The sequence below is a fragment of the Derxia gummosa DSM 723 genome, from assembly GCF_000482785.1.
GTDB lineage: Bacteria > Pseudomonadota > Gammaproteobacteria > Burkholderiales > Burkholderiaceae_E > Derxia > Derxia gummosa.
Window position 1 is genome coordinate 82,375 of sequence record NZ_AXWS01000014.1, and the last position, 23,353, is coordinate 105,727.

The 23,353-nt window shown below is 72.2% G+C and carries 20 protein-coding genes; 8 read left to right on the top strand and 12 right to left on the bottom strand.

The window, feature by feature from the left end; translation table 11 throughout:
- The first annotated feature begins 158 nt into the window (after positions 1 to 158).
- From H566_RS29455 to H566_RS29090, 3 genes are all read left to right on the top strand, one after another.
- On the top strand, positions 159 to 407 hold the full coding sequence (locus H566_RS29455) for a PsiF family protein (protein ID WP_034411812.1): 249 nt from the start codon (positions 159 to 161) through the stop codon (positions 405 to 407).
- A gap of 194 nt (positions 408 to 601) precedes the next feature.
- Entirely contained in the window at positions 602 to 838 is a 237-nt protein-coding gene (locus H566_RS25140; protein WP_034411905.1) for a PsiF family protein, read from the top strand.
- 83 nt (positions 839 to 921) lie between these two features.
- Positions 922 to 1,173 carry a PsiF family protein gene (locus tag H566_RS29090; protein ID WP_034411814.1) on the top strand — a complete coding sequence of 84 codons (252 nt, stop codon included), beginning with the start codon at positions 922 to 924 and terminating at the stop codon, positions 1,171 to 1,173.
- A 12-nt stretch (positions 1,174 to 1,185) separates the two neighbouring features.
- Here H566_RS29090 and H566_RS0113910 read toward each other — a convergent pair whose 3' ends face one another.
- The gene (locus H566_RS0113910) at positions 1,186 to 1,488 is read right to left on the bottom strand and encodes a hypothetical protein (RefSeq protein WP_028311912.1); all 303 of its coding nucleotides are present in this window, start codon (positions 1,486 to 1,488) and stop codon (positions 1,186 to 1,188) included.
- A gap of 5 nt (positions 1,489 to 1,493) precedes the next feature.
- Positions 1,494 to 2,747 carry a type II secretion system inner membrane protein GspF gene (gene gspF / locus H566_RS0113915; protein WP_028311913.1) on the bottom strand — a complete coding sequence of 418 codons (1,254 nt, stop codon included), beginning with the start codon at positions 2,745 to 2,747 and terminating at the stop codon, positions 1,494 to 1,496.
- Positions 2,748 to 2,863: 116 nt separating this feature from the next.
- Between gspF and H566_RS0113920 the strand changes: the two genes are divergently transcribed.
- The 4 genes from H566_RS0113920 to H566_RS25155 all read left to right on the top strand — a co-directional run bounded on the left by H566_RS0113920 (position 2,864) and on the right by H566_RS25155 (position 9,608).
- The gene (locus tag H566_RS0113920; protein ID WP_028311914.1) at positions 2,864 to 4,804 is read left to right on the top strand and encodes a glycoside hydrolase family 15 protein; all 1,941 of its coding nucleotides are present in this window, start codon (positions 2,864 to 2,866) and stop codon (positions 4,802 to 4,804) included.
- 97 nt (positions 4,805 to 4,901) lie between these two features.
- Positions 4,902 to 7,094: a TonB-dependent receptor plug domain-containing protein gene (locus H566_RS0113925; protein WP_169732537.1), complete on the top strand. Its 2,193-nt coding sequence runs from the start codon at positions 4,902 to 4,904 to the stop codon at positions 7,092 to 7,094.
- Positions 7,094 to 7,630 carry a YfiR family protein gene (locus H566_RS25150; RefSeq protein ID WP_051378768.1) on the top strand — a complete coding sequence of 179 codons (537 nt, stop codon included), beginning with the start codon at positions 7,094 to 7,096 and terminating at the stop codon, positions 7,628 to 7,630. Before H566_RS0113925 ends, H566_RS25150 begins: the two co-directional genes overlap by 1 nt.
- A 1-nt stretch (position 7,631) precedes the next feature.
- The gene (locus tag H566_RS25155) at positions 7,632 to 9,608 is read left to right on the top strand and encodes an ATP-binding protein (RefSeq protein ID WP_051378769.1); all 1,977 of its coding nucleotides are present in this window, start codon (positions 7,632 to 7,634) and stop codon (positions 9,606 to 9,608) included.
- A gap of 117 nt (positions 9,609 to 9,725) precedes the next feature.
- Here H566_RS25155 and H566_RS0113940 read toward each other — a convergent pair whose 3' ends face one another.
- The 8 genes from H566_RS0113940 to H566_RS25165 all read right to left on the bottom strand — a co-directional run bounded on the left by H566_RS0113940 (position 9,726) and on the right by H566_RS25165 (position 18,885).
- Entirely contained in the window at positions 9,726 to 10,442 is a 717-nt protein-coding gene (locus tag H566_RS0113940) for an MIP/aquaporin family protein (protein WP_028311916.1), read from the bottom strand.
- Positions 10,443 to 10,624: 182 nt separating this feature from the next.
- Entirely contained in the window at positions 10,625 to 12,121 is a 1,497-nt protein-coding gene (gene glpK, locus H566_RS0113945; protein ID WP_028311917.1) for a glycerol kinase GlpK, read from the bottom strand.
- Positions 12,122 to 12,207: 86 nt separating this feature from the next.
- On the bottom strand, positions 12,208 to 13,845 hold the full coding sequence (gene glpD, locus H566_RS25160; protein ID WP_051378835.1) for a glycerol-3-phosphate dehydrogenase: 1,638 nt from the start codon (positions 13,843 to 13,845) through the stop codon (positions 12,208 to 12,210).
- Positions 13,846 to 14,100: 255 nt separating this feature from the next.
- Positions 14,101 to 14,877 carry a DeoR/GlpR family DNA-binding transcription regulator gene (locus tag H566_RS0113955; RefSeq protein ID WP_034411818.1) on the bottom strand — a complete coding sequence of 259 codons (777 nt, stop codon included), beginning with the start codon at positions 14,875 to 14,877 and terminating at the stop codon, positions 14,101 to 14,103.
- Between the two features lie 5 nt (positions 14,878 to 14,882).
- Positions 14,883 to 15,152: a cell division topological specificity factor MinE gene (gene minE / locus H566_RS0113960; protein WP_028311919.1), complete on the bottom strand. Its 270-nt coding sequence runs from the start codon at positions 15,150 to 15,152 to the stop codon at positions 14,883 to 14,885.
- 3 nt (positions 15,153 to 15,155) lie between these two features.
- The gene (gene minD, locus H566_RS0113965; protein WP_028311920.1) at positions 15,156 to 15,971 is read right to left on the bottom strand and encodes a septum site-determining protein MinD; all 816 of its coding nucleotides are present in this window, start codon (positions 15,969 to 15,971) and stop codon (positions 15,156 to 15,158) included.
- 75 nt (positions 15,972 to 16,046) lie between these two features.
- Positions 16,047 to 16,901, bottom strand: coding sequence for a septum site-determining protein MinC (gene minC, locus H566_RS0113970; RefSeq protein WP_028311921.1), 855 nt, complete (start codon positions 16,899 to 16,901; stop codon positions 16,047 to 16,049).
- A gap of 58 nt (positions 16,902 to 16,959) precedes the next feature.
- Complete coding sequence (locus tag H566_RS25165; RefSeq protein WP_034411820.1) at positions 16,960 to 18,885, bottom strand: ATP-binding cassette domain-containing protein; 1,926 nt, start codon at positions 18,883 to 18,885, stop codon at positions 16,960 to 16,962.
- A gap of 276 nt (positions 18,886 to 19,161) precedes the next feature.
- Between H566_RS25165 and H566_RS0113980 the strand changes: the two genes are divergently transcribed.
- Entirely contained in the window at positions 19,162 to 20,706 is a 1,545-nt protein-coding gene (locus H566_RS0113980; protein WP_028311922.1) for a methyl-accepting chemotaxis protein, read from the top strand.
- A 1-nt stretch (position 20,707) separates the two neighbouring features.
- Here H566_RS0113980 and H566_RS0113985 read toward each other — a convergent pair whose 3' ends face one another.
- Positions 20,708 to 21,658, bottom strand: a complete 951-nt coding sequence (locus tag H566_RS0113985) for a D-2-hydroxyacid dehydrogenase (protein WP_028311923.1) — start codon at positions 21,656 to 21,658, stop codon at positions 20,708 to 20,710.
- 130 nt (positions 21,659 to 21,788) lie between these two features.
- Positions 21,789 to 23,123, bottom strand: a complete 1,335-nt coding sequence (locus H566_RS0113990) for a PQQ-dependent sugar dehydrogenase (protein ID WP_028311924.1) — start codon at positions 23,121 to 23,123, stop codon at positions 21,789 to 21,791.
- Positions 23,124 to 23,353: the final 230 nt, after the last annotated feature.

Sequence of the window (23,353 nt, forward strand, 5' to 3'; positions counted from 1 at the left end):
CCGGGCAAGCCTGGCGCGCCCTGTCCGTCGGCATTCACCCGCACGGGCGAGCGGGCGTGACTTCCTCCACGCCGGACGAAATCCGCGCGGCAGCGAAATGCGCCGAGCGGCGGCATCCGCCGCCGCGCCACCGTCATTCCCTCCCCAGGAGAACCGCCATGCCCGCCCTGCCCCGCCTCACCAGCGCCGCCCTGCTCGCCCTCGGCCTCGCCGCCGCGACCGTGCCCGCGCTCGCCGCCGACGACGCCGCGCCGACCAAGCCCAAGGCCACCAGCAAGCTCGGCGAATGCAGCCACGCCGCGAAGGAGAAGGGCCTCAAGGGCGACGCGCGCAAGGCCTCGATCAAGGAATGCATGGCCGCCGGCAAGACCGACAAGGCCGCGCCGGCCAAGGCGTCAGCGAGCTGATCGGCACCAGCCGGCGCGGCGAGGCGGCCATCGCGCGGCCTCGTCCCCGCGCGCGGGCCACCCGCAACACCCGCTTGCATCCGCAACAGAGTTCTCCGCGCCCGCTTCAGCCGGCCGCAAGGCCGGCGCTGATCGAATGACCCCGCCGTCGCAGCACACGACGGCAACCGATCAGACCAGCAAGGAGAAACCTCATGTCGAACTCCCTCCGCACCGCCCTCGTCGCCGCCAGCCTCGCGCTCGCCGGCCTGGCCTCGGCTCACGCCGCCGACGCGCCGGCCGCCAAGCCGCACACCGCCCGCTACGAATGCGCGAAGGACGCGAACCAGCAGGGCCTGAAGGACGACGCCCGCAAGAGCTTCATCAAGGACTGCGTGGCGAAGAAGAAGGCCGAGGCCGCGCCCACCGCCGCCGCCGCGCCGCAGAAGTGATCGGCGGCGCCTTCGCCCACAGTCCCGTCCCCGCGCCGGCCCGCCAGCATCCGCGTGGCCGCGCCTTCGCAAGGAGCCCCAGCATGAACACCCGCAACCGCGCCATCCACGCCACCGCCCTCGCCTTCGGCCTCGCGCTCTCGCTCGCCGGCGCCGCGCGCGCCGCCGATGCCGACGACAAGAAGCACAGCCATCTGCACGAGTGCAACCGCAACGCCGACGAGAAGAAGCTCACCGGCGATGCGCGCAAGGACTACGTCAAGCAATGCGTCGTCACCCTCGCCAAGGACGCGAAGACGATCGAGGACAAGAAGGAGGACGCCGGCAAGAAGTGATGCCGCGCCGGATCAGTCGTCGGCGAGCTTGCCGAGCCGGCGCCGGGCTTCGTCGATGAAACGGCGCTGCTCGGCCGGCGTGCCGAGCGGGAAGGTTTCGGTGTCGAGGCCGGACAGCGTCATGAGTTCGGCGCGCGCCTTCTCCTTTCCGCTCGCGGCGATCAGCTTCGCGAACAGCCGGTTCTGGAGCATGAAGCTGTTGCGCGGGCTTTCGCGCAGCGACCGCTGGCCGCGCAGTTCGCGCGCGGCCACGGCGAGCGGATCGGCCGGCGGGGGCGCGAGCCAGTCGGAAGGGATCTGGATGTCGTCGCTCATGGCTCTCATCTCACCAGCTGGTTGATCTCGATGATCGGCAGCAGCACCGCCAGCACGATCACCAGCACGATCACGCCCATCAGCAGGATGAGCGCGGGTTCGAGCAGGCTCGTGAGCACCATGGTGCGCCGGGTCAGGTCGTCGCCCTGGCCGGTGGCGGCGCGTTCGAGCATCTCGGGCAGGTTGCCGGTGCTCTCGCCGGAAGCCATCAGATGGATGAGCACGGGCGGGAACAGCCCGCGCTTCGTCCCGCCGTCGCCCTTGGCGCCGGCCGCGAGCGCGCGCGCCAGCGACGAACCTTCGCGCACCCGCACGATCGCGGCGTCCACGTCGCGCCGCATGGCCGTGTTGCCGACGGTGCGCCCGCCAGCCTCCAGCGCGCGCAGGATCGGCACGCCGCCGCCCACGAGGATGGCGAGCGTGCTCGCGAAGCGCGCGGTGTTCAGGCTCTGCACGAGGCGGCCCATCACGGGGAGCGTCAGCACCCAGGCATCGAAACGCGCGCGGAAGCTCTCGACGCCCAGCGCGCGCTTGAACCCGTAGCCGATGCCCGCGACGCCCAGCCCGAGCAGCCAGCCGTCGGCACGCAAGAAGTCGCTGAGCCAGATCATCACCAGCGTGAGCGTGGGCAGCTTCTGCTTGGTCTGGTCGAACACCGCGACCACCTGCGGCACGACGTAGGTGAGCAGGCCGATCACCACCAGCAGCGCCACCGTGCTGACGATGGCCGGGTAGACGAAGGCCATCGTCACCTTGCTCGTGAGCGTGTTGCGCTCTTCCACATAGGTGGCGAGCTTGTCGAGCACGCGGCCGAGGTCGCCGGAGGTTTCGCCGGCGGCGACGAGCGCGCGGTAGATGTCGGGGAAGTCGCGCTTGCGGCGTTCGAGCGCGCCGGCCAGCGTCGAGCCACCGAGCACGTCGGTGCGCACGCCGGCGAGCAGGTCGCGCACATGGTTGCGCTCGGCCTGCTCGATGAGCGCCGACAGCGCGCGTTCCAGCGGCAGGCCGGCGCCGAGCAGGCTCGCGAGCTGGCGCGTGAGCAGCGCCAGCTCGGTGTTGGACAGCTTGCGTCCGCGCAGGCGCGGCGCGCCGTCGGACTGGGCGGTACCCGCGGCATCGGCCGAGATCGGCTCGACCGTGAGCGGCGCCAGCCCGCGCGCGCGCACCAGCGAGCGCGCATGCCGGGCCGATTCGGCCTCGATCACGCCGGAGTCGGTCTTGCCTGCATCGGTCAGGGCTTCGAAACGGAATGCAGCCACGCCTGTCCTCGAAAAATCGGGTCACACATCATAAGACGCGGGAACACGGCGGCCGGGCGCGGGCTGCCGGGCGCGCCCAGACTGGCCGGCCATCGCCGCCCCCGAGGACAACGCCAATGACCCCGCCGCTCCAGCCTTCCCTCGAACTCGCCGTGATCGGCAACTCGCGCATCGGCGCGCTCATCGACACCCGCGGCGACGTGGTCTGGATGTGCGTGCCGCGCTTCGACGGCGATCCGGTGTTCTGCGCCCTGCTCGACGGCCAGTCCGTGCCGCGCATGCCACCCGAGGCCGCCGACCCGGACGATCCCGCCAACGCCGCGTCGCCCGTGGTCGCCATCCACGGCGAACCGCGCGCCACGGCCGAAGCAACCACGGCCGGCGCCGCGCCCGAGAGCCGCAACCCGCCCGTCCGCGCGCGTGGACGCTTCAGCATCGACATCGAGCATTGCGCCGCCGTCGAACAGGAATACCTGCGCAACACGCCGATCCTGCGCACCGTCAAGCGCGACGGCGCGGGTAACGCGATCGAGATCCTCGATTTCGCGCCGCGCTTCTACCAGTACGGCCGCATCTTCGCGCCGGTGACGCTGGCGCGCGTGGTGCGCCGGCTCGCGGGCCGGCCGCGCATCCGCGTCGATTTCGACCCGCGCTGCGAGTACGGCGCCGCCACGCCTCAGATCACCTTCGGCAGCCACCACATCCGCGCCCTCATCCCCAGCCACGCGATGCGCCTGACCACCGACGCCTCGATCAGCGCGGTGCTGGAAAAGCGCGCCTTCATCCTGGAGAACGAGGCCAGCTTCATCTTCGGCCCCGACGAGACGCTGTCGCAGGCGCCGAGCGAAGCCGGCCGCCACCTGCTGAGCGAGACCACCGCCTACTGGCACCGCTGGGTGCGCAACCTCGCCGTGCCCTTCGAATGGCAGGACGCCGTCATCCGCGCCGCCATCACGCTCAAGCTCAACGCCTTCGAGGACAGCGGCGCGATCATCGCCGCGCTCACCACCTCCATCCCCGAGGCGGCCTACACGGTGCGCACCTGGGACTACCGCTACTGCTGGCTGCGCGACGCCTACTTCGTGGTCAACGCGCTCAACCGCCTGGGCGCGACCAGCTCGATGGAGCGCTATCTGCACTACCTCGAGAACATCGTGGCCGAGGCCGGCAACGACCAGCTCCAGCCCTGCTACTCGATCAACGGCGACGCCTTCCTGGAGGAACTGAGCATGCCCGGCCTGGCCGGCTATCGCGGCATGGGGCCGGTGCGCAAGGGCAACCTCGCCTACCTCCAGGTCCAGCACGACGTGTACGGCTCGGTCATCGTCGGCGTCACGCATGCCTTCTTCGACCAGCGGCTCGCGCGCACCGGCGACGAGGCGCTGTTCCGCCAGCTCGAACGGCTCGGCCACCAGGCCTGGGCCAATCACGACAAGCCCGACGCCGGCATCTGGGAGTTCCGAGGCCGGCAATCGGTGCACACCTTCTCGTCGATGATGTGCTGGGCCGCCTGCGACCGGCTCGCGCGCATCGCGCGCCAGCTCCACCTGCCCGACCGCGAGCATTTCTGGGCCGACCGCGCCACCCACATCCATGCCGTCATCTGCGAGCGCGCCTGGAGCGAGCGCATCGGCGGCTTCTCGGCCGTGTTCGGCGGCGACGTGATCGACGCCAGCCTGCTGCTCATGGGCGAACTCGACTTCCTGCCCGCCGACGATCCGCGCCTGCGCGGCACCGTGCTCGCCATCGAGGCCCATCTGCGGCGCGGCGACTTCCTGCTGCGCTATGCCGAGCCCGACGACTTCGGCACGCCCGAGGTGGCCTTTCTGGTGTGTGCCTTCTGGCTCGTGCAGGCGCTCGCGCGCATCGGCGAGACCGAGCGCGCGCGCGAGCAGTTCGAGCAGCTGCTCGCCTGCCGCAACCGCTTCGGCCTGCTGTCGGAGGACATCGACTTCGGCAGCCGCGAGCTGTGGGGCAACTTCCCCCAGACCTACAGCATGGTGGGGATCATCATGTGCGCGATGCGACTGAGCACCCGCTGGGAGGACGCGTTCTGACCGTTCCTCCTGATGGGAAGGCAGACGTGGACAGTTCCGGCTACCCTCCGGGCTCGGTCCGCCGCCGGCGGACCTCAGCAAACAACAAGACATGTGCGTGTGGCTGGCCGCAGCAGCCCCGCGCCTGCCCGCGATGCCCTGGTTTCCGTCCGCGATCGCCCACGCCTTCCGCCTACGTCGCCGCGCGCGCCGTGGGCTGGCGGCACAGGTGGCGCGGCTCGGCGGCTGGCTCGCCGCCCTGCTCTGCGCCCTGCCGGCCGGCGCGCATGACGCCACCGAGCTGAGCCTCGAGGAGCTGGCCGCCGAGCCGGTGTTCAGCGGCTCGAAGTTCCCGCGCCGCATCGCCGACGTGCCCGGCGCGGTCAGCGTCATCACCGCCGACGACATCCGCGCCCACGGCTGGCGCAGCTTCGACGAGGTGCTCGGCGCGCTGCGCGGCGTGTTCGTCAGCAACGACCGCAACTACTACTACCTGAGCGCGCGCGGCTTCGGCCGGCCCGGCGAATACAACCCGCGCTTCCTGTTCCTGCTCGACGGCCAGCGGCTCAACGACGACGTGCTCGGCCAGGCCCCGGTCGGGCGCGACCTGCCGATCGATGTCGGCATGATCGAGCGCGTCGAGTTCATCTCCGGGCCGGGCTCGGCCTCGTTCGGCAGCGGCGCCTTCATCGGCACGGTCAACATCGTCAGCCGCGAACCGGCCTCGATGCCCGGCTGGCGCGCGCTGGCCGGCGCCGGCAGCAACGGCATGCGCGAGGCCCGCGCGAGCTGGGGCGGCAGCCTGGCCGACGGCACGGCCGACCTGGTGCTGTCGGCCGGGCGCTACCGCAGCCAGGGCGCGCGACTGCATTTCGACGAACTCGAGGGCATCGACGGCAGCAACGCCACCAGCGCCCCCGGCCGCGACGCCGAGCGCGCCGACAACCTGCATGCGCGACTGCGCGCCGGCGCCACCACCTTTACCCTCGCCGCCAACGAGCGCGAGAAGCAGGTGCCCACGCCGGCCTACCGCACGATCTACGCCGATCCCGGGTTCGAGACCGGCGAGCGGCGCGTGCTGCTCGGCGCCGAAACCGGCTGGAACGCCGCGCCCGACCTGCGCCTGAGCCTGCTCGGCGGCTGGATGTCGATGCGCGGCAGCGGTCACTACCCCTACTACAGCCCGGTCTCGGGCGATCCGGTCGTCGTCGCCCAGGGCTGGGGCAATGACCGCGGCAATCTCGAACTGCGCGCCGACTGGACCGGCCTGGCCAACCACCGCATCGCCGGCGGCATTGAACTGAAGCGCAACTTCCGCCGCGTGCAATCGGTGATCGGTCCCTTACAGGGCCGCGAGCGCAACGACCCGGGCAGCCTCGCCGGCGTGTACGCCGAGGACGGCTGGCGCTTCGCCGAGCACTGGCAGCTGGATCTCGGCCTGCGCGCCGACAGCTACTTCAACGACGGCGGCACCCAGATCAGCCCGCGTGCGGCGCTGATCTGGCAACCGACCCAGACCACCAGCGTCAAGCTCGTCGGCAGCCGCGCCTTCCGCACCGCCAGCCAGTTCGAGGAAATCTTCCTGCCCCAGGTGCTCCAAGGCACGCCGCGCCAGTTCGCGCCCGAGACCATCCGCGACACCGAGCTGATCGTCGAGCACTACGCCAGCAACAACTGGCGCAGCCAGGCGAGCTTCTGGACCTATGACGCCAGCCGGCTCATCGGCACCCGCAAGGAAGCCTTCGGCGGCGCAGACATCACCGGCGAGGGCACGCGGCGCGGCCACGGCATCGACCTCGAAACCGAATTCGCGCTCGACGGCGGCACGCGGCTGCGCGCGAGCGCGGCCTGGCAGACGCTGCGCTCGACCTGGGGCTCGCCGACGGCCGCGCCGTATTCGGCTGGGCCGTTCCAGGCCTCGGCCGCCGCCGATGGCGGCCCGATCGTCGGACTCATGCCGGCCAGCTTTCCGCGCGGCGGCACGCCCAACGCGCCGCGCCTGCAGGGCGGCATGCAGCTCAGCCATCCGCTCGGCATGGGCGAGGCGCGCGGCGCGGTCGAGCTGCGCGCGATCGGCAGCCGGCTCGGCCCCGACGGCGCGCCGGTGGCCGGGCGCGCCATCGTCAACGTCAACCTGTCGGCGCTGCCGCTCGGACGCCGCACCACGCTCGATGTCGGCGCCTTCAACCTGTTCGACCGTCGCAGCTACGACGTGGCGAGCGCCGACAACGTCGGCTACGACGGCGAGCAGCTGCGCCGCATCCCGCAGGACGGTCTGATGCTGCGCGCGCAGCTACGGGTGGCGTTCTGATGCTGCACGCCCTCGGTCGTACCTTCGGCGCGCCCCTGCGCCTGCTGCTCGCGCTGGCCTTCGGCCTCGCCTCGCCGGCCCAGGCCGCGGGCGAGGGCGAGGTGAAGGCCGGCTATCTGGCCAACTTCGCCGCCTTCACCGAATGGCCGCCCGAGCGTGCCGGCAACGGCATGCTGCGCCTGTGCCTGCTGGGCGCCAGCGAACTCGACCATGCGCTCGAACGCATCGACGGGCGGCTCGTGAACGGTCGGCCGATCCATCTGCTGCGGCTGGCCGAGCCGGTCGGGCTCGATCGCTGCCAGATGCTGTTCATCGGCCGGGGCGCGCGCGCCAGCCTGCCCAACGTGCTCGACGCCCTGGCCGGCCAGCCAGTGCTGACCGTGGCCGACAGCGACGGCTTCGCGCGCCGCGGCGTGATGATCAACATGGTGCTCACCGCCGACCGCGTGGGCTTCGAGATCAACCGTGCCGCCCTGGCCCAGACCGGCCTCGCGGTCAGCGCGCGCCTGCTGCAACTCGCCCGCGAGGTCTACTGACATGCCCTTGCGCGCCCGACTGTCCGACACCCTCGCCGCGCGCCTGGCGCGCATCAACCGGCGCAGCGCGCTGCTGACCTTCCTGCTTGCGGCCACGCTGGTCGGCGGCACGGAGATGCTGTTCGTGCGCGACGACGCGATCCAGTCGGGCCGCCGCGTCGCCGGCCTGCTCGCGCGCAACAGCGGCGCCGCCCTCGCCTTCGACGACGCGCGCGTCGGCGGCGATGTGCTCGACTCGCTGCGCGGCGACCCGGCGGTGGGCAGCGCCGTCATCGTCGGTCTCGACGGCCATGTGCTCGCGCGCTTCACGCGCGGCGGCATCGAGGACACCACGGCCGGGCACGGCGAACCTCTCGCCGACGACAGGGCCGCCGCCGACGCCGACGAGCGCTTCGGCGTGCTCACGCTGCGCTTTCGAGAACCGGTGGTGGTGGCCGGCGACACCATCGGCCATGTGGTGCTGGTGGAGGACATCGCGCCGGTCATCCGCCATGTGGCGCTGCGTGCCGGCGCGCTGGCCGGGCTGCTGCTGCTGGCGCTGCTGCTGTCGGCGCGGCTGCTCGCGCGCCAGCAGGCCGAGGTCGCGCGCCCGCTCGGCCAGCTCACGCGCCTGACCGAGCATGTGCGCACCACCGGCGACTACGCGCGCCGCAGCGGCATCGACCGCGCCGACGAGATCGGCCGGCTCGCCTCGGCCTTCGACGCAATGCTCGGCCAGATCCAGGACCGCGACCGCCAGCTCGCCCAGCAGCGCGACGGCCTGGAGCAGCTGGTGCAGGAACGCACCGCCGACCTGCTTCGCGCCACCGAGGAGGCGCGCGCCGCCAACCGCGCCAAGAGCGAATTCCTCGCCGTCATGAGCCACGAGATCCGCACCCCGCTCAACGGCGTGATCGGCATGACCGAGCTGCTCGGCACCACCACGCTCGACGAGCGCCAGCGCCGCTACGTGACGGCGGCGGCGGCCTCGGGCCGGCATCTACTCGGGCTGCTCAACGACATCCTCGACTTCTCGAAGGTCGAGGCCGACCGGCTCGCGCTCGCGCCCGAGCCGGTGGAGCCGGGCCGGCTCGCGCGCGAGGTGATCGAAGCCTTCCTCGCCGAGGCCGCCGCGCGCGAGCTGCGCATCGAATGCGACATCGCCGCCGACGTGCCGCTGTGCGTGCGCGCCGACGGCCTGCGGCTGCGCCAGGTGCTGGTCAACCTCGTGGGCAACGCGATCAAGTTCACGCCCTCGGGCTGGGTGCGGCTGGAACTCACGGCCGCGCCGGCCGAAGGACCGGACAAGGTCTGGCTGCGCTTCGCCGTGGCGGACAGCGGCATCGGCATCGCGCCCGACGCGCGCGAGCGCATCTTCGACGCCTTTACCCAGGCCGACAGCTCCACCACGCGGCGCTACGGCGGCACCGGCCTCGGCCTCGCCATCAACGCCCGGCTGGTGCGCCTGATGGGCGGCGAGCTGAAGGTGGACAGCCAGCTCGGCGCGGGTTCGAACTTCCATTTCGCGGCGGTGTTCGACTGCCTCTCGCCCGCGCACGAACATGCCGCCACCGCGCGCGCCGCCGCCGCGCCGCGCCGCCAGCGCGTGCTGGTGGCCGAGGACAACGCGGTCAACCAGGAAGTCATGCGCGCGATGCTCGACTGCTGCGGCGTCGACATCACCCTCGCCGCCGACGGCCGCGAGGCCGTCGCCGCCGCGCGCGGCACTGCCTTCGACCTCGTGCTCATGGACTGCCTGATGCCGGTGCTCGACGGCTACGAGGCCACGCGCCACATCCGCGCCATCGAGCAGGCCGAGGCCCGCGTGCCGGCCGCGATCATCGCCGTGACGGCCAACGCCACCGAGGATGACCGCCGGCTCTGCCTCGCCGCCGGCATGGACGACTTCCTCGCCAAGCCGGTCTCGCTCGACGCGTTGCGCGCCGTGCTCGACCGCTGGCGCGACGGGCGCGGACGGGCCGGCGAGCAGGCGGCCTGAGCGACGGCACCGCCGGCCCGGCCGCTCGCGTCCCAGCCGCCCGGCGCGAGTGGCACGCGCACCCCGGCACGGGCCGCGAGCGAACGCCCCGCGCCCGCGCACCCGCCGCCGCGCGCCCTACTTCGCCACCGCCGCCATCTGGTACACCAGCGCCGCGCCGCCGCCGCCGAGCAGCGGGCCGACCACCGGAATCCACGAATAGCCCCAGTCGCTGTCGCGCTTGCCGGGGATGGGCAGCAGCGCATGCACGAGGCGCGGGCCGAGGTCGCGCGCCGGACTCATCGCATAGCCGGTCGGCCCGCCGAGCGAGATGCCCAGGCCCAGCACCAGCAGCGCCACCGGCAGCGCGCCCATCGCGCCCAGCCCCACCTGCGGCGAGGCCATGCACAGCACCGCGAACACCAGCGCGAAGGTGGCGATCGCCTCGGTCAGCAGGTTGTGCGGCACGCTGCGGATGGCCGGGCCGGTGCAGAACACCGCCAGCTTGAGGTCGGCGTTCTCCTCGGCCGCGAAATGCTGGCGGTAGGCCAGCCAGACGATGAAGGCACCGAAGGCGCCGCCCGCCATCTGCGCCGCCACGTAGCCGGGCACCCGCGCCCAGTCGAACTTGCCGGTCAGCGCCAGCGCCACCGACACCACCGGATTGAGATGCGCGCCGCTGTACGACGCGGCGATGAACACGCCGACGAACACCGCCACGGCCCAGCCGAACACGATGACGATCAGATCGGAACCGCGCCCCTTGGTGCGGGCGAGCAGGACGTTGGCGACGGCGCCATCCCCGAGCAGGACGAGCGCGGCCGTGCCGATGAATTCGGCGAGAAGCGGTGACATGGGAACTCCGGTGTTTGTGCTTGGAATCGTTGTGGGACCGGCCCGCCGCCGGTGCCGGCGGCTTGAAGGCCGGAGGGCGCGCGCCGTCTCCTGCGCGCGCCGGGCAAGCCGGCCATGCCGGCCGGATCGGGCCGGGCCGATCGGGGCTCGGGCGCCCCGGTCGGCCACGGCTCCGCCGTGCTTCAGGCGTCGGCCCAGGCCTTGGCGGCGGTGACGGCGCGGTGCCAGCCCGCGAGCCGGCGCTCCACCTCGGCGGCGGGCAGGTCGGGCGCGAAGCGGCGGTCCTGCGCCCATTGCGCGCGGATCTCGCCCACGTCCTTCCAGTAGCCGACGGCCAGGCCGGCGAGGTAGGCGGCGCCGAGCGCGGTGGTCTCGGTCACGGTCGGGCGCACCACGTCCACGCCGAGCATGTCGGCCTGGAAGCGCAGCAGCAGGTTGTTGGCGACCGCGCCGCCGTCCACGCGCAGTTCGCGGATCGGCGTGCCGGCGTCGGCCTCCATCGCCTTGAGCACATCGACCGACTGGTAGGCGATGGCTTCGAGCGCGGCGCGCACGAGATGGGCGGTGGTGGTGCCGCGCGTGATGCCGAACACCGAGCCGCGCGCCCGCGGGTTCCAGTGCGGCGCGCCCAGGCCCGCGAAGGCCGGCACGAGATACACGCCGTCGGTGCTCTCGACGCTGGCGGCGAGCGCCTCGGTCTCGCCGGCGCTGCGGATCAGGCCCAGGCCATCGCGCAGCCATTGCACGACCGCGCCGCCGATGAAGATGCTGCCTTCGAGCGCATAGGTGACCTCGTCGCCGAGCTTCCAGGCGATGGTGGTGACGAGGTTGTTGCGCGACTCGATCGGCTGGCTGCCGGTGTTCATCATGAGGAAGCAGCCGGTGCCGTAGGTGTTCTTGACCATGCCCGGCTCCAGGCACATCTGGCCGAACAGCGCGGCGTGCTGGTCGCCCGCGATGCCGGCGATGGGGATGCGCGAGGCGAACACCGTGGTCTCGGTCGGCTGGATCACCTCCGACGAGCCGGTCACGCGCGGCAGCATCGAGCGCGGGATGTCGAACAGGGCCAGCAGCTCCTCGTCCCATTGCAGCGTGTGGATGTTGAACAGCAGCGTGCGCGCGGCGTTGGTCACGTCGGTCACATGGCTGCCGCCGCGCGAGAAGTTCCAGATCAGCCAGCTGTCCACGGTGCCGAAGGCAAGGCGGCCGGCCTCGGCGGCTTCGCGCGCGCCGGGCACGTTGTCGAGGATCCAGCGCACCTTGGTGGCCGAAAAGTACGAGTCGATCGGCAGGCCGGTCCTGGCGCGGATGGCGGCTTCGAGGCCGCGCGCCTTGAGCTGGTCGCAGAAGTCGGCGGTGCGGCGGTCCTGCCAGACGATGGCGTTGTAGACGGGCTTGCCGGTCTCGCGGTCCCAGACGATGGTGGTTTCGCGCTGGTTGGTGATGCCGATGGCGGCGATGGCGGCACCGTTCAGCCCGGCATGGGTGACGGCCTCGGCGGCGGTGCCGGCCTGGCTGCTCCAGATGTCGGCCGGGTCGTGCTCGACCCAGCCCGGCTGCGGATAGATCTGCGGGAATTCCTTCTGCGCGACCGACACGATGCGGCCGGCGCGGTCGAACAGGACGGCGCGCGAGCTGGTCGTGCCCTGGTCGAGCGCGAGGATGTACTGGTCTGGCATGTCTGCTCCTCCAAATGGCATGGATGGGATGGAACGCGCGGCCGGGTTGTGATGGATGTTGTGCGCCGGCCGGCGGGGATGGGCCGTCAGGCCGGCTGAGGAGCGGGCATCGGGCTGGGCGGTTGCGATGAGAGATGACGCGCGAGCCAGTCCTCCAGCGCCGCCTTCGAGGCGGGCGTGGCGTGCAGGCCGAGCTTGCTGCGGCGCCAGAGGATGTCGTCGGCGGTGCGCGCCCATTCCTCGGCGGTCAGATGGCGCAGCTCGGCTTCGCGCAGCCCGGGACTGATCTCGGCGCCGAGGTCGTCGAGGCAGCGCGCATCGCCAAGCACCCGCGTGACGCGCGAGCCGTAGCTGTGCGCGAGCCGCAGCGCCATGCGCTCGGGCAGCCAGGGATGGTCGCGCCGCAGCCGCGCGAGGAAGGCGCCGAAGTCGGCGCCGGGCAGGTCGCCGCCGGGCAGCGGGGCGGTGGCGGTCCAGCCGGAGCGGGCTGCGACGGAAGCGCCGGCAGGCGCGTCGGCCGCGGCGGCCTGTCCGATGGCCACGCCGCTGCCCGTCCTGCCCTGCGCCGCCGCGCTGCCGGCCACGCCCAGCGCCGCCGCCATGCGGTCGGTCGCCTCCTCGGCGAGCTTGCGGTAGGTGGTGATCTTGCCGCCGAAGATGTTGAGCAGCGGCGCCGCGCCGGCCGGCGCATCGAGTTCGAGCTGGTAGTCACGCGTGACGGCCGAGGCGCTCGCGCCTTCCTGTTCCAGTAGTGGTCGCACGCCGGCATAGCTCCAGACCACGTCGGCGGGACTGATCTGCTGGCGGAAGTTGGCGTTGACCGCGCGGCAGAGGTAGTCGGTCTCGGCCGCCGAGATGCCGACCTGCGCCGGGTCGCCCTCGTACTCGACATCGGTGGTGCCGATGAGGGTGAAGTCGCGCTCGTAGGGGATGACGAAGACGATGCGCTTGTCGGGGTTCTGGAGGATGTAGGCGTGGTCGTGGTCGAACAGCCGGCGCGTGACGATGTGACTGCCCTTCACGAGCCGCACGCGGTTGGCGGCCGGGCGGCGCAGCTGGTGTTCGAGCAGCGAGCCGGCCCAGGGCCCGGCGGCGTTGACGAGACCGCGCGCGCGCACCGTGATCTCGGCGCCGTCGTCGGCGCGGCGCAGCCGGGCCAGCCAGCGGTCGCCGTCGCGGCGCGCGCCTTCGAGGCGGGTGCGGGGCAGGATCGCGGCGCCGCGCTCGGCGGCATCCATCGCGTTGAGCACGACGAGCCGGGCGTCATCGACCCAGCCGTCCGAATAGACGAAGCCGCGCTTGATCGAGGCGTCGAGCGGCGCGCCGGCCGGATGACGCGCCATCGTGATCGATTCCGAACCCGGCAGCAGTTCGCGGCGCGCGAGATGGTCGTAAAGGAACAGGCCGGTGCGGATCAGCCAGGCCGGGCGCAGATGCGGCCGGTGCGGCATGACGAAGCGCATCGGCCAGATGATGTGCGGCGCGGCGCGCAGCAGCAGTTCGCGCTCCTGGAGCGCCTTGCGCACCAGCCCGAACTCGTAGTACTCGAGGTAGCGCAGGCCGCCGTGGATGAGCTTGCTGCTCGACGACGAAGTATGCGCCGCGAGGTCGTGCTGCTCGCAGAGCACGACCGACAGACCGCGTCCCGCCGCGTCGCGCGCGATGCCCGCGCCGTTGATGCCGCCACCGACGACCAGCAGGTCGCAGTCCTTTGTCTCGCTCACGTTTTCTCCTTTCGCATGCGCGGTCACGAGCGAACATCGCAAGCGCGAAAGCGAAAATACAAGTCGTTTTGCGAACTCTATGTGCGCGATAGCGAAAAGTAAACCGAGGGAAACGAAAACGCGCGATGACTGTCCCGCGACGCAAAGCGCAAGGCGCGATCACGCCGATGGCGGGAGACGATCAGGGCAGACGCCTGAAGAACACAGACGGGCAATGGCCCGGGCGCGCCGGCGCGGCCCCGGTCCGGTCGGACCTCAGTCCGCCACCACCACCTGCGTCCCGGCGCGCGCGAGCATCCCGCTCCAGCTTTCGGGCGGTGCCGCATCGGTGAACAGGATGTTCACCTGCGAAAGATGACCGCCGCGCACCAGCGCCGGCCGGTCGAACTTGGAATGGTCGGCCACGAGGAAGACCGCTCGGGCACCCTCGATGATGGCCTCGGCCACGCGGGTCTCGCGCGCGTCGAAGTCGCGCAGCGTGCCGTCGGCCTCGATGCTCGACGTGCCGATCACCGCGAAATCCACCTTGAACTGGCGGATGAAGTCGATCGCCAGCCCGCCGATCACGCCGAGGTCGCGCGCGCGCACCACGCCGCCGGCCACGATCACCTCGCACTCCTCGTAGCCCGCCATGAGCGTCGCCACGTTGAGGTTGTTGGTGATGACGCGCAGCCCGCGATGCCCCGACAGCGCGCGCGCCACCTCCTCGGTCGTGGTGCCGAGGTTGATGAACAGCGAGGCGTTGTCGGGGATGTGGCGCGCGGCGGCGCGCGCGATGCGGCGCTTCTCGTCGGCCAGCAGTTCGCGACGGTCGTCGTAGGCGAGGTTCTGCGAGCCGGTCGGCAGGCTCGCGCCGCCGTGCTGGCGCCGCAGCAGGCCCAGTTCGGCGAGCTGGTTGATGTCGCGCCGCACGGTCTGCGGCGTGACGTCGAAGGCACGCGCCAGCTCGTCCACCGAGGCGAAGCCTTCGCGGCGCACGCGCTCGATCAGATCCTGCTGGCGCGCGTTCAGCTCGGGGCGGGCGTCGGGCATCGGCCTCAGAGCGCTGGGCCGCCGGGCGGCGGCATCTCGATCTTGACCTCCAGCACCTCGTAGCGGTCCTGGCGCTCCAGGTTCACCTTGATGTCGTCCGGATTGATCTTGACGTACTTGCTGATGACCGCCAGCAGCTCCTGCTGGAGCTGGGGCAGGTAGTCGGGCGCGCCGGCGCGGCCGGTGCGTTCATGGGCGAGGATGATCTGCAGGCGTTCCTTGGCAACGCTGGCAGATGTCTTCTTCTCGCCGAAGAGGACCTTGAGCCAGGACATGGCTTACCTCCCGCCGAACAGCCGCTTGAGGAAGCCCGGCTTCTCGTAATCGACGAAGCGCAGCGGCGCTTCCTCGCCGAGGTAGCGGGCCACCACGTCCTTGTAGGCCTCGGCCACGTCGGCGCCCTTGAGGTGGATGGCCGGAATGCCCTGGTTGGACGCCTGGAGCACCGCTTCCGATTCGGGCACCACGCCGATCAGCTTGATGCGCAGGATGTCCTCCACGTCGGCGATCGACAGCATCTCGCCGTCGGACACGCGCTTCGGGTTGTAGCGCGTGAGCAGCAGGAATTCCTGCACCGGCTCGGCGCCCTCGACCGCGCGCCTCGACTTGCTCGACAGGATGCCGAGGATGCGGTCGGAATCGCGCACCGAGCTGACCTCGGGATTGGTGACGATGAGCGCGTCGTCGGCGAAGTAGGCGGCCATGAGCGCGCCGCTCTCGATGCCGGCCGGCGAGTCGCAGACGATGTACTCGAAGCCCATCTCCTTCAGCTCGTCGATCACGCGGCCGACGCCTTCCTGCGTGAGCGCGTCCTTGTCGCGCGTCTGCGAGGCGGGCAGTACCCACAGGTTCTCGCAATGCTTGTCGCGGATGAGCGCCTGGTTGAGCGTGGCCTCGCCGTGGATGACGTTGATGAGGTCGTACACCACGCGCCGCTCGCAGCCCATGATGAGGTCGAGGTTGCGCAGGCCGACGTCGAAGTCGATGACCGCGGTCTTGTGGCCGCGCAGCGCGAGGCCCGAGGAGAAGCTGGCGCTGGTCGTGGTCTTGCCCACGCCGCCCTTGCCTGAGGTGACTACCACGATGCGAGTCATCGGCTTGTTTCCTGTCTGATTGTGTGTCGATGATCCGGGCCGTCCTGGCGGGCCCGCGCTGGATATCGCTGTTGGTTACTGGGCCCGGAGCGGTTCGACGATCAGCTTGTCGCCGTCGAGCCGCACCTGGGCGAGCTGGCCGCGCACTTCGGGCGGCAGCGGCGTGTCGGTGGTGCGGTAGACGCCCGCGATGCCGATCAGCTCGGGGTCGAGATGGGTGCAGAACACGCGCGCCGTGGTGTCGCCGCGCGCGCCCGCCATCGCCTTGCCGCGCAGCGGCCCGTAGATGTGGACGTTACCGTCGGCGATGACCTCGGCGCCGTTGCTCACGAGGCCGATCACCACCGCGTCGCCGCCGCGCGCGTAGACGCGCTGGCCCGAGCGCATCGGGCGGTCGATGACGATGGTGTTCGGCGCGGGTTCGGGGGGGTGCGCGTCGGCGGCGACGGGCTGCGCCGTGACGCTGGCGTCCGGCGCGACGCTGCCGGCGGGGTCGACGCCGCCGCCCGTGGCAGGCGGCGCGGCCGACGCATCGGCCTGGGTGGCCGGGCCGCTCGGCGTGAGTGCCGCGCCGTCGCGGCCTTCGTGGCCGGCCGCGCTGGCGCCGCGCGGCGCGACCGGCGCGCGCAGCGGCAGCGGCGCGATGCCGGCCTCGGCGGCGGCGAGCAGGTTCTCGCCCACGGCCACGGCGCCGATCGGCTGCATGCGGTATTCACGCAGCAGGGCGATGAGTTCGGGCCAGTCGAGCCGCTCGTCGAGCGCCATCGTGTCGACGACCACCGGGTCGTTGTCGAAGAAGGAGCCGGCGGCGGCGAGCCGGCTCGCGAGCGCGGCGCGCAGCTCGGCCAGATCGGCGGTGGCGATGACGACGCGCACGGCGTCGAAGCTCGCGCTCTTGATGCTGAAGGGGGCGGTTTCGGTCTTGCTCATGAGGCTCGGGGGCGGCGCGCGAAGCGCTGGCGCACATCCGGCGGCAGTGTAGCGGCAATCAGCCCTTGCGCCGGGCGAGGACTTCTGCCGGGGCGCCACGGTCCACGAGGCGACCGTGATCCATCACGAGCACCTCGTCGAAGTGGTCGAGCAGGTGCAGCCGGTGGATCGACGAGATCACGCAGGCATCACCGAAGCGCTCGAAGAGGTTGGCGTACACCCGCGCCTCGGTGGCCGGGTCGAGCGCGGCCGTCGGCTCGTCGAGCAGCACGATCGAGCTGTCGGCGGCCGCCGCGACGCCGCGCGCGAGCGCGATGCGCTGGCGCTGTCCGCCCGACCAGTTGGCGCCGCGCTCGGCCACCTGGGCGTCGAGGCCGGCGCCGGGCTTCTCGGCCTCGGCCAGCAGGAAGACGTCGGCGCAGGCGGTGGCCAGCGCGCGCGGCAGCTCGGCGCGCGTGACCGGGCCGGCGTGGGTGGCGGCGAGTTCGAGGTTCTCGCCGAGCGTGCCCTCGAACACCTCGGCGTCCTGCGGGATGAGCGTGGCGAGCGACAGCAGCCCCGCCGCGACCCGCCTCGGCTCGGCCGTCACGCGGTGGCCGTCGGCATGCAGCTCGCCCTGCTCGGGCCGGTACAGCCCCGACAGCAGCCAGAGCAACGTGCTCTTGCCCGAGCCGCTGCCGCCGATGAGCGCATAGCGCCGGCCGCGTTCGAGCACCAGCCGGTCGAGATCGAGGCCGCCGTCGGACTTGGGGTAGCGGAAGCGGAGCGCGCGCAGTTCGAGCTGGCGCCAGCCGGCGGGCGGGAGCACGGCGGACGACGACGCGGCGGCAGCGGGCACCGCCGCCGCGACATCACGCGCGGCGGCCGGCCGTGTGTCGGTCGCATCGGCGGGCGCGACGTCGGCCGTTCGGGCCGTCGCCCCCGCCGGCCGCGCCGCCGCGTCGCGGGCCTCGGCCTCGCCGGCGGCCCGCGTCTCGGCCGCGACCGCCTCGCGGATCGGGTCGGCGCTGGCGTAGTCGGCGCCGTGGCGCGCGAAGCTCTGGTAGTGCGCCGCGATCGAGGTGATGACGCCCGCCGCCTGGTTGGCGTAGGCAAACACCATCACCACCGAGCCGAGCGCGAGCGTCGGCGCGCTCGCGTCGCGCGCGGCGGGCATCACCTCCGCCGCCGTGATGCCGCGCGCAGCGAGCCACGCATACAGCCCGACCAGCCCGCAGGCCAGCGTCTGGCTCAGCAGATCGACGCTGCACCACTTGCCTTCGTTGACGACGATCGACTTGCGCAGCGGCTCGTAGATGGCCAGCAGCCGGCGCTCCAGCAGCGCCGCCACGCCCTGCATCTGGCGCAGCGCCAGCACGCTCACGAGGTTGCCGAAGCTGTCGTTGAGCGCCGCCTGGTAGCGCCGCTCGGTCGCGTTCTCCTCGCGCGCCAGCACCATCATCCGGCGGTCGAACAGCACGATCACGAGCCAGATCAGAGCGAAGCCCGCCATCGCCACCATGCCCACCGTGCGCTCGATGAGCCAGAGCGCGACGATCGGCCCGATCACCTGGGCCGCGTTCTGCAGCAGGATGAACTGGCTCTGCGCGAAGTTGAACATCGCCTCGGTCGTCTGCCGCACGCGGTGCGAGGTCTCGCCCGAGTGGTGATGCACATGCCAGCCGAGCGGCAGCCGGAACATGTCGCCCACCAGCTCGGCCGCGAGCCGCTGGCGCACCGCCAGCGCCACATTGCGTTCGAGGATGCGGCCCGGCCCGTGCAGGCACCAGCCGAGCGCGGTCGCGCCCAGCACCGCCAGCAGCCACAGCGCCGCGTCATGCAGCCCCGGCAGACCGCGCGCCTGGAGCGTGTTGATGGCCTTGCCCGACAGCCAGGGCACGGCCAGCTTGGCGCCCTGCGACAGCAGCAGCGCGGTGAAGGCCAGCACGATGCGGCCGCGCAGCCCCGCCGCCAGCCGCCACAGATCGAGATAGAGACGTCGCATGCGCGGCAGTTGACGCCGCGCACGCCGCCAGCGTCAACGCGGCGCGGCTTCCGGTGACATTCGCGCCGGCCCGGCGGAGCGCGGCGCCGGCCGGCTGGCGCGCGGGCGGCGCGGCGCGGCCACCGGCGTCGGACCCGCCGGGCCGCGCACCGCCAGGCACCGCTCGGCGCGGAAATTCCGCCCCGAAACACCCCGCAATTCCGGGCATCGCGGCGGCGCGCGGCCAACACAATCGCGGCAATCTCCCCTCATTCCCGGGCCGCCCGCCCGACCGCCATGCTCAACAACTTCAAGGTCGGCCATCGGCTCGGCGCCGCCTTCGGCCTGATGCTCGCGATGCTCGTCGCGATGACGACCTTCGCGCTAGTCTCGGCCGGCCGGCTCAATGCCAACACCGAGTACTTCGCCACCAACCTCGTGCCCTCGATCCGGCTCGCGGCCCGGATGAACGAGCTGGCGCGCACCGCACGCTCGAACGAGACCCAGACGCTCATCGCCGCCGACGCCGCCGAGCGTGACCGCCTCATCGACGTGATGCGCGCGCGCAAGGCCGACATGCTCAAGATGCTCGACGACTACCGCGCCCACCTCAGCGACGACACCGAGCGCGCCCTGTACGACACGGCGCGCGCCGAGTTCGACCGCTACTGGCCGATCCAGGACAAGGTCGTCGCGCTCGGCCTCACCGATCCCGCCGCCGCGCGCCAGCTCCATCTCTCCGCCGGACACGACCAGTTCGGCAAGGCGCGCGACGCGCTCGGCGCGCTGGCCGACTACAACGTCAAGCTCGGCGATGCGCGCGCGGTGGCGTCGGCCGAGGGCTACCACGATGTGCGGCTGACGCTGATCGGCGCGCTCGTCGTCTGCATCGGCATCGGACTGGGCGCCACGGTCGTCATCACGCGCTCGATCACCCGGCCGCTCGACGAGGCCGTGGCCGTGGCCGACCGCGTCGCCGACGGCGACCTGAGCGCCGCGCCGCATGTCGAGCGCCGCGACGAACTGGGCCATCTGCTCGACACCCTCGCCCGCATGACCGAAAGGCTCGCGGGCGTGGTGCGCGAGGTGCGCGACAGCACCGACGCCGTGGCCGGCGCCTCGCGCGAGATCGCCACCGGCAATGCCGACCTGTCGGCGCGCACCGAAGCCCAGGCCGCCAGCCTCCAGCAGACCGCCGCCTCGACCGAGGAGATGGCCGGCACCGTGCGCGCCAGCGCCGACAACGCGCGCCAGGCCGAAAGCCTCGCCAACGGCACGACCGACGCGGCGGTACGCGGCGGCAGCGCGGTCGAGCGCGTGGTCGAGACCATGAACGGCATCAGCGAATCGAGCCGGCGCATCGCCGACATCATCGGCACCATCGACGGCATCGCCTTCCAGACCAACATCCTCGCGCTCAACGCGGCCGTCGAAGCCGCCCGCGCCGGCGAGCAGGGGCGCGGCTTTGCCGTGGTGGCCAGCGAGGTGCGCGCCCTCGCCCAGCGCAGCGCCGAGGCCGCGCGCGAGATCAAGACGCTCATCCTCGATAGCAACGGTCGCGTCGAGGCCGGCACGAACATCGTGGCCGAGGCCGGCCGCACGATCGGCGACGTGGTGACGCAGGTGCGCCGCATGAACGACCTCGTGAGCGAGATCAGCAGCGCCTCGGGCGAGCAGGACACCGGCATCGGCCAGATCAACCTAGCCGTCAGCCAGCTCGATCACGCCACGCAGCAGAACGCTGCGCTGGTCGAACAGACCGCCTCGGCCGCCGAAAGCCTCAAGCACCAGGCCGCGCGTCTGGCCGAGGTGATGAGCGGATTCCGGCTCGGCGCGCGCTGAGTCAGCAGGCCACGAGATTGCGCGGCCGGCCCGCCTCCCAGGCCTCGATGTTGTCGATGAGCTGATCCGCAAGCCCTTGCATGGCCTCGGCGCTGGCCCAGCCCACATGCGGCGTGACGATGAGGTTGGGCAGGCGCAGTTGCAGCAGCGGATGGTCGGCCGGCGGCGGCTCCACGCTCAGCACGTCCAGCCCGGCGCCGCCCAGATGGCCCGATTGCAGCGCCTCGGCCAGCGCGGCTTCGTCCACGAGGCCGCCGCGCGCGGTGTTGATGAGCAGCGCGCCCGGCTTCATGCGCGCGAACTGCTCGCGGCCCATGAGGCCGCGCGTGTCGGGCGTCTGCATCACATGCAGGCTCACCACGTCGGCGCGCGCCAGCAGCTCGTCGAGGCTCACGAACTCGATCGCCGGATCGGGCTTGATGCTGCGGTTGTGCACGATGACCTTCATGCCGAAGGCGAGCGCCAGATCGGCCACCGCGCGGCCGAGCGCGCCGAAGCCGATCAGCCCGATGGTCGAACCCGCGAGGTCGCGGATCGGCCGGGTGATGGCGCAGAAGCGGTCGGACTTCGGCCAGCTGCCGGCTTCCATGTCGGCGCGGTAGCCGACGAGGTTGCGGCGCAGCGCCAGCAGCAGCGCGAACACATGCTCGGGCACGGCGGCGAGCGCGTAGTCGCGGATGTTGCTCACGACGATGCCGCGCCGGCTGCATTCGGCCAGATCGACGTTGTCGGTGCCGGTCGCGGCGATGGCGATCATCTTCAGGTCGGGCAGTTGCGCGAGCGCCTCGGCATCGACCTTGACCTTGTTGACGATGGCGATGGTCGCGCCCTGAAGCCGCTCGGCCACGTCGGCGCGGGCGGTGTTCGGATGCTCGCGCCAGTCGTGGGCGAAGGCCGGGCGGCGCACGTTGGCGGGCAGGCTGTCGCGGTCGAGAAAGACGATGGAATGCATGGCTGGATAAGTGGTCTGGCCGGTGGAAGCCGCGACGGTAGCGCGATTGCGCGCCGGGGTGCGGCGCGGCCCCGCGCGCGGTGCGACGCACCGCACCGGCCGCGCCCCGCGCCGCGCGGCTGCGCCACGTTCAGCGCGCCGCCGTCACCCGCCACACCGTGTTGCCGACGTCATCCGCCACCAGCAGCGCGCCGTCCCGGCCGATGGCCACGCCCACCGGGCGGCCCTGGGCCTCGCCGTCGTCGTTGAGGAAGCCGGTCAGCACATCCACCGGCATGCCCGTCGGGCGCGCGCCCTCGAAGGGCACGAAGATCACGCGGTAGCCCGACGGCGGCCGGCGGTTCCATGAGCCGTGCTGGCCGACGAACATGCCGCGCGCGAAGGCCGGCGGCAGCGTGTTGCCGCCCGACCAGGCCAGCCCGAGCGAGGCGGTGTGCGGCCCGAGCGCGTAATCGGGCCTGATCGCCTTCGCCACCATGTCGGGGCGCGCCGGCTTCACGCGCTCGTCCACATGCTGGCCGTAGTAGCTCCAGGGCCAGCCGTAGAAGGCGCCCTCCTTCACCGAGGTCATGTAGTCGGGCACGAGGTCGCTGCCGAGTTCGTCGCGCTCGTTGACGGCCACCCACAGCGCGCCGCCGTCGGGCTGCCAGGCGAGGCCGACCGGATTGCGCAGGCCCGAGGCGAACACGCGCGTCGCGCCGCTCGCCGTGTCGATGGCGAGGATGGCGGCGCGGTCCCGCTCGGCGTCGAGGCCGTTCTCGGCGACGTTGCTGTTAGAGCCGACGCCCACGTAAAGCGTGCGGCCGTCGGGGCTGGCGATCAGGCTCTTGGTCCAGTGATGGTTGCGCGGGCCGCCGGGCAGGTCGGCCAGCTTGCGCGCCGAGGCCGGGTCGAGCGCCGCGCCGCCGCGCCACGGAAACGCCAGCACCGCGTCGGCCGCCGCCACGTAGAGCGTGTCGCCGACGAGCGCCATCCCGAACGGCGAGTTGATGCCCTCGACCAGCGTCTGCCGCACCTCCGCGCGACCATCGCCGTCGGCATCGCGCAGCAGCACGATGCGGTTGGGGCTGGCGACGCCGGCGCCGGCACGCTTCATCGCCTGCTTCTGCACCCAGCCGCGCAGTCCCTCGCCGCCGCCCTCGCCCTTGGGCGGCGCATTGCTCTCGGCCACGAGCACGGCGCCGTCGGGCAGCACGTGCAGCCAGCGCGGATGGTCGAGTCCGTCGGCGAAGCGCCCGACCGCCAGCCCTTGCGCCGCGACCGGCTTGCCGCCGGCCGGCCAGCCGACGGCCTTGGCGACATTGACGGTCCGGATGAGCGAGCTGTCAGGCGCGGGCAGTTGCGGATCGGGCCCCATGCCGGCGCTCACCGGCAGTTGCGCGGTGTCGGCATGCGCGGCCGGCAGCGCGAGCACGGCGGCGCAGGCCGCGAGCGCGGCGGCGGAAAGGGCAAAGCGGAATTTCATGGCGACGGCACCCGGAGTGCGCCTTGCGGCGGAACCGGCAGTCTGGTGCGCGCGCGGACGCGGAACTGTCGGCGCGATGGCTGTCGCGCGGTCGGCCGGCGCGCAAGCCGTCGGCGCGGGCAGGAAGAGCGCGTCCACCGGCGTGCGCGGTCGGTCGGCGTGCGCGGTCGGCGCGAGCGACGACCGCATCGGTCAGCGCGACGGCTGCCGGCGCGGCCCGATCACGGCGC

Bases quoted from the DNA above. Each gene is read 5' to 3' on its own strand.
- H566_RS25155 (WP_051378769.1), top strand. From the start codon at position 7,632: ATGCCCTTGCGCGCCCGACTGTCCGACACCCTCGCCGCGCGCCTGGCG.
- H566_RS0113980 (WP_028311922.1), top strand. From the start codon at position 19,162: ATGCTCAACAACTTCAAGGTCGGCCATCGGCTCGGCGCCGCCTTCGGC.
- H566_RS25150 (WP_051378768.1), top strand. From the start codon at position 7,094: ATGCTGCACGCCCTCGGTCGTACCTTCGGCGCGCCCCTGCGCCTGCTG.
- H566_RS0113920 (WP_028311914.1), top strand. From the start codon at position 2,864: ATGACCCCGCCGCTCCAGCCTTCCCTCGAACTCGCCGTGATCGGCAAC.
- H566_RS25140 (WP_034411905.1), top strand. From the start codon at position 602: ATGTCGAACTCCCTCCGCACCGCCCTCGTCGCCGCCAGCCTCGCGCTC.
- H566_RS29455 (WP_034411812.1), top strand. From the start codon at position 159: ATGCCCGCCCTGCCCCGCCTCACCAGCGCCGCCCTGCTCGCCCTCGGC.
- H566_RS0113910 (WP_028311912.1), bottom strand. From the start codon at position 1,488: ATGAGCGACGACATCCAGATCCCTTCCGACTGGCTCGCGCCCCCGCCG.
- H566_RS0113955 (WP_034411818.1), bottom strand. From the start codon at position 14,877: ATGCCCGACGCCCGCCCCGAGCTGAACGCGCGCCAGCAGGATCTGATC.
- H566_RS0113985 (WP_028311923.1), bottom strand. From the start codon at position 21,658: ATGCATTCCATCGTCTTTCTCGACCGCGACAGCCTGCCCGCCAACGTG.
- glpK (WP_028311917.1), bottom strand. From the start codon at position 12,121: ATGCCAGACCAGTACATCCTCGCGCTCGACCAGGGCACGACCAGCTCG.
- minE (WP_028311919.1), bottom strand. From the start codon at position 15,152: ATGTCCTGGCTCAAGGTCCTCTTCGGCGAGAAGAAGACATCTGCCAGC.
- H566_RS25165 (WP_034411820.1), bottom strand. From the start codon at position 18,885: ATGCGACGTCTCTATCTCGATCTGTGGCGGCTGGCGGCGGGGCTGCGC.
- H566_RS0113990 (WP_028311924.1), bottom strand. From the start codon at position 23,123: ATGAAATTCCGCTTTGCCCTTTCCGCCGCCGCGCTCGCGGCCTGCGCC.
- H566_RS29090 (WP_034411814.1), top strand. From the start codon at position 922: ATGAACACCCGCAACCGCGCCATCCACGCCACCGCCCTCGCCTTCGGC.
- minC (WP_028311921.1), bottom strand. From the start codon at position 16,901: ATGAGCAAGACCGAAACCGCCCCCTTCAGCATCAAGAGCGCGAGCTTC.
- minD (WP_028311920.1), bottom strand. From the start codon at position 15,971: ATGACTCGCATCGTGGTAGTCACCTCAGGCAAGGGCGGCGTGGGCAAG.
- H566_RS0113940 (WP_028311916.1), bottom strand. From the start codon at position 10,442: ATGTCACCGCTTCTCGCCGAATTCATCGGCACGGCCGCGCTCGTCCTG.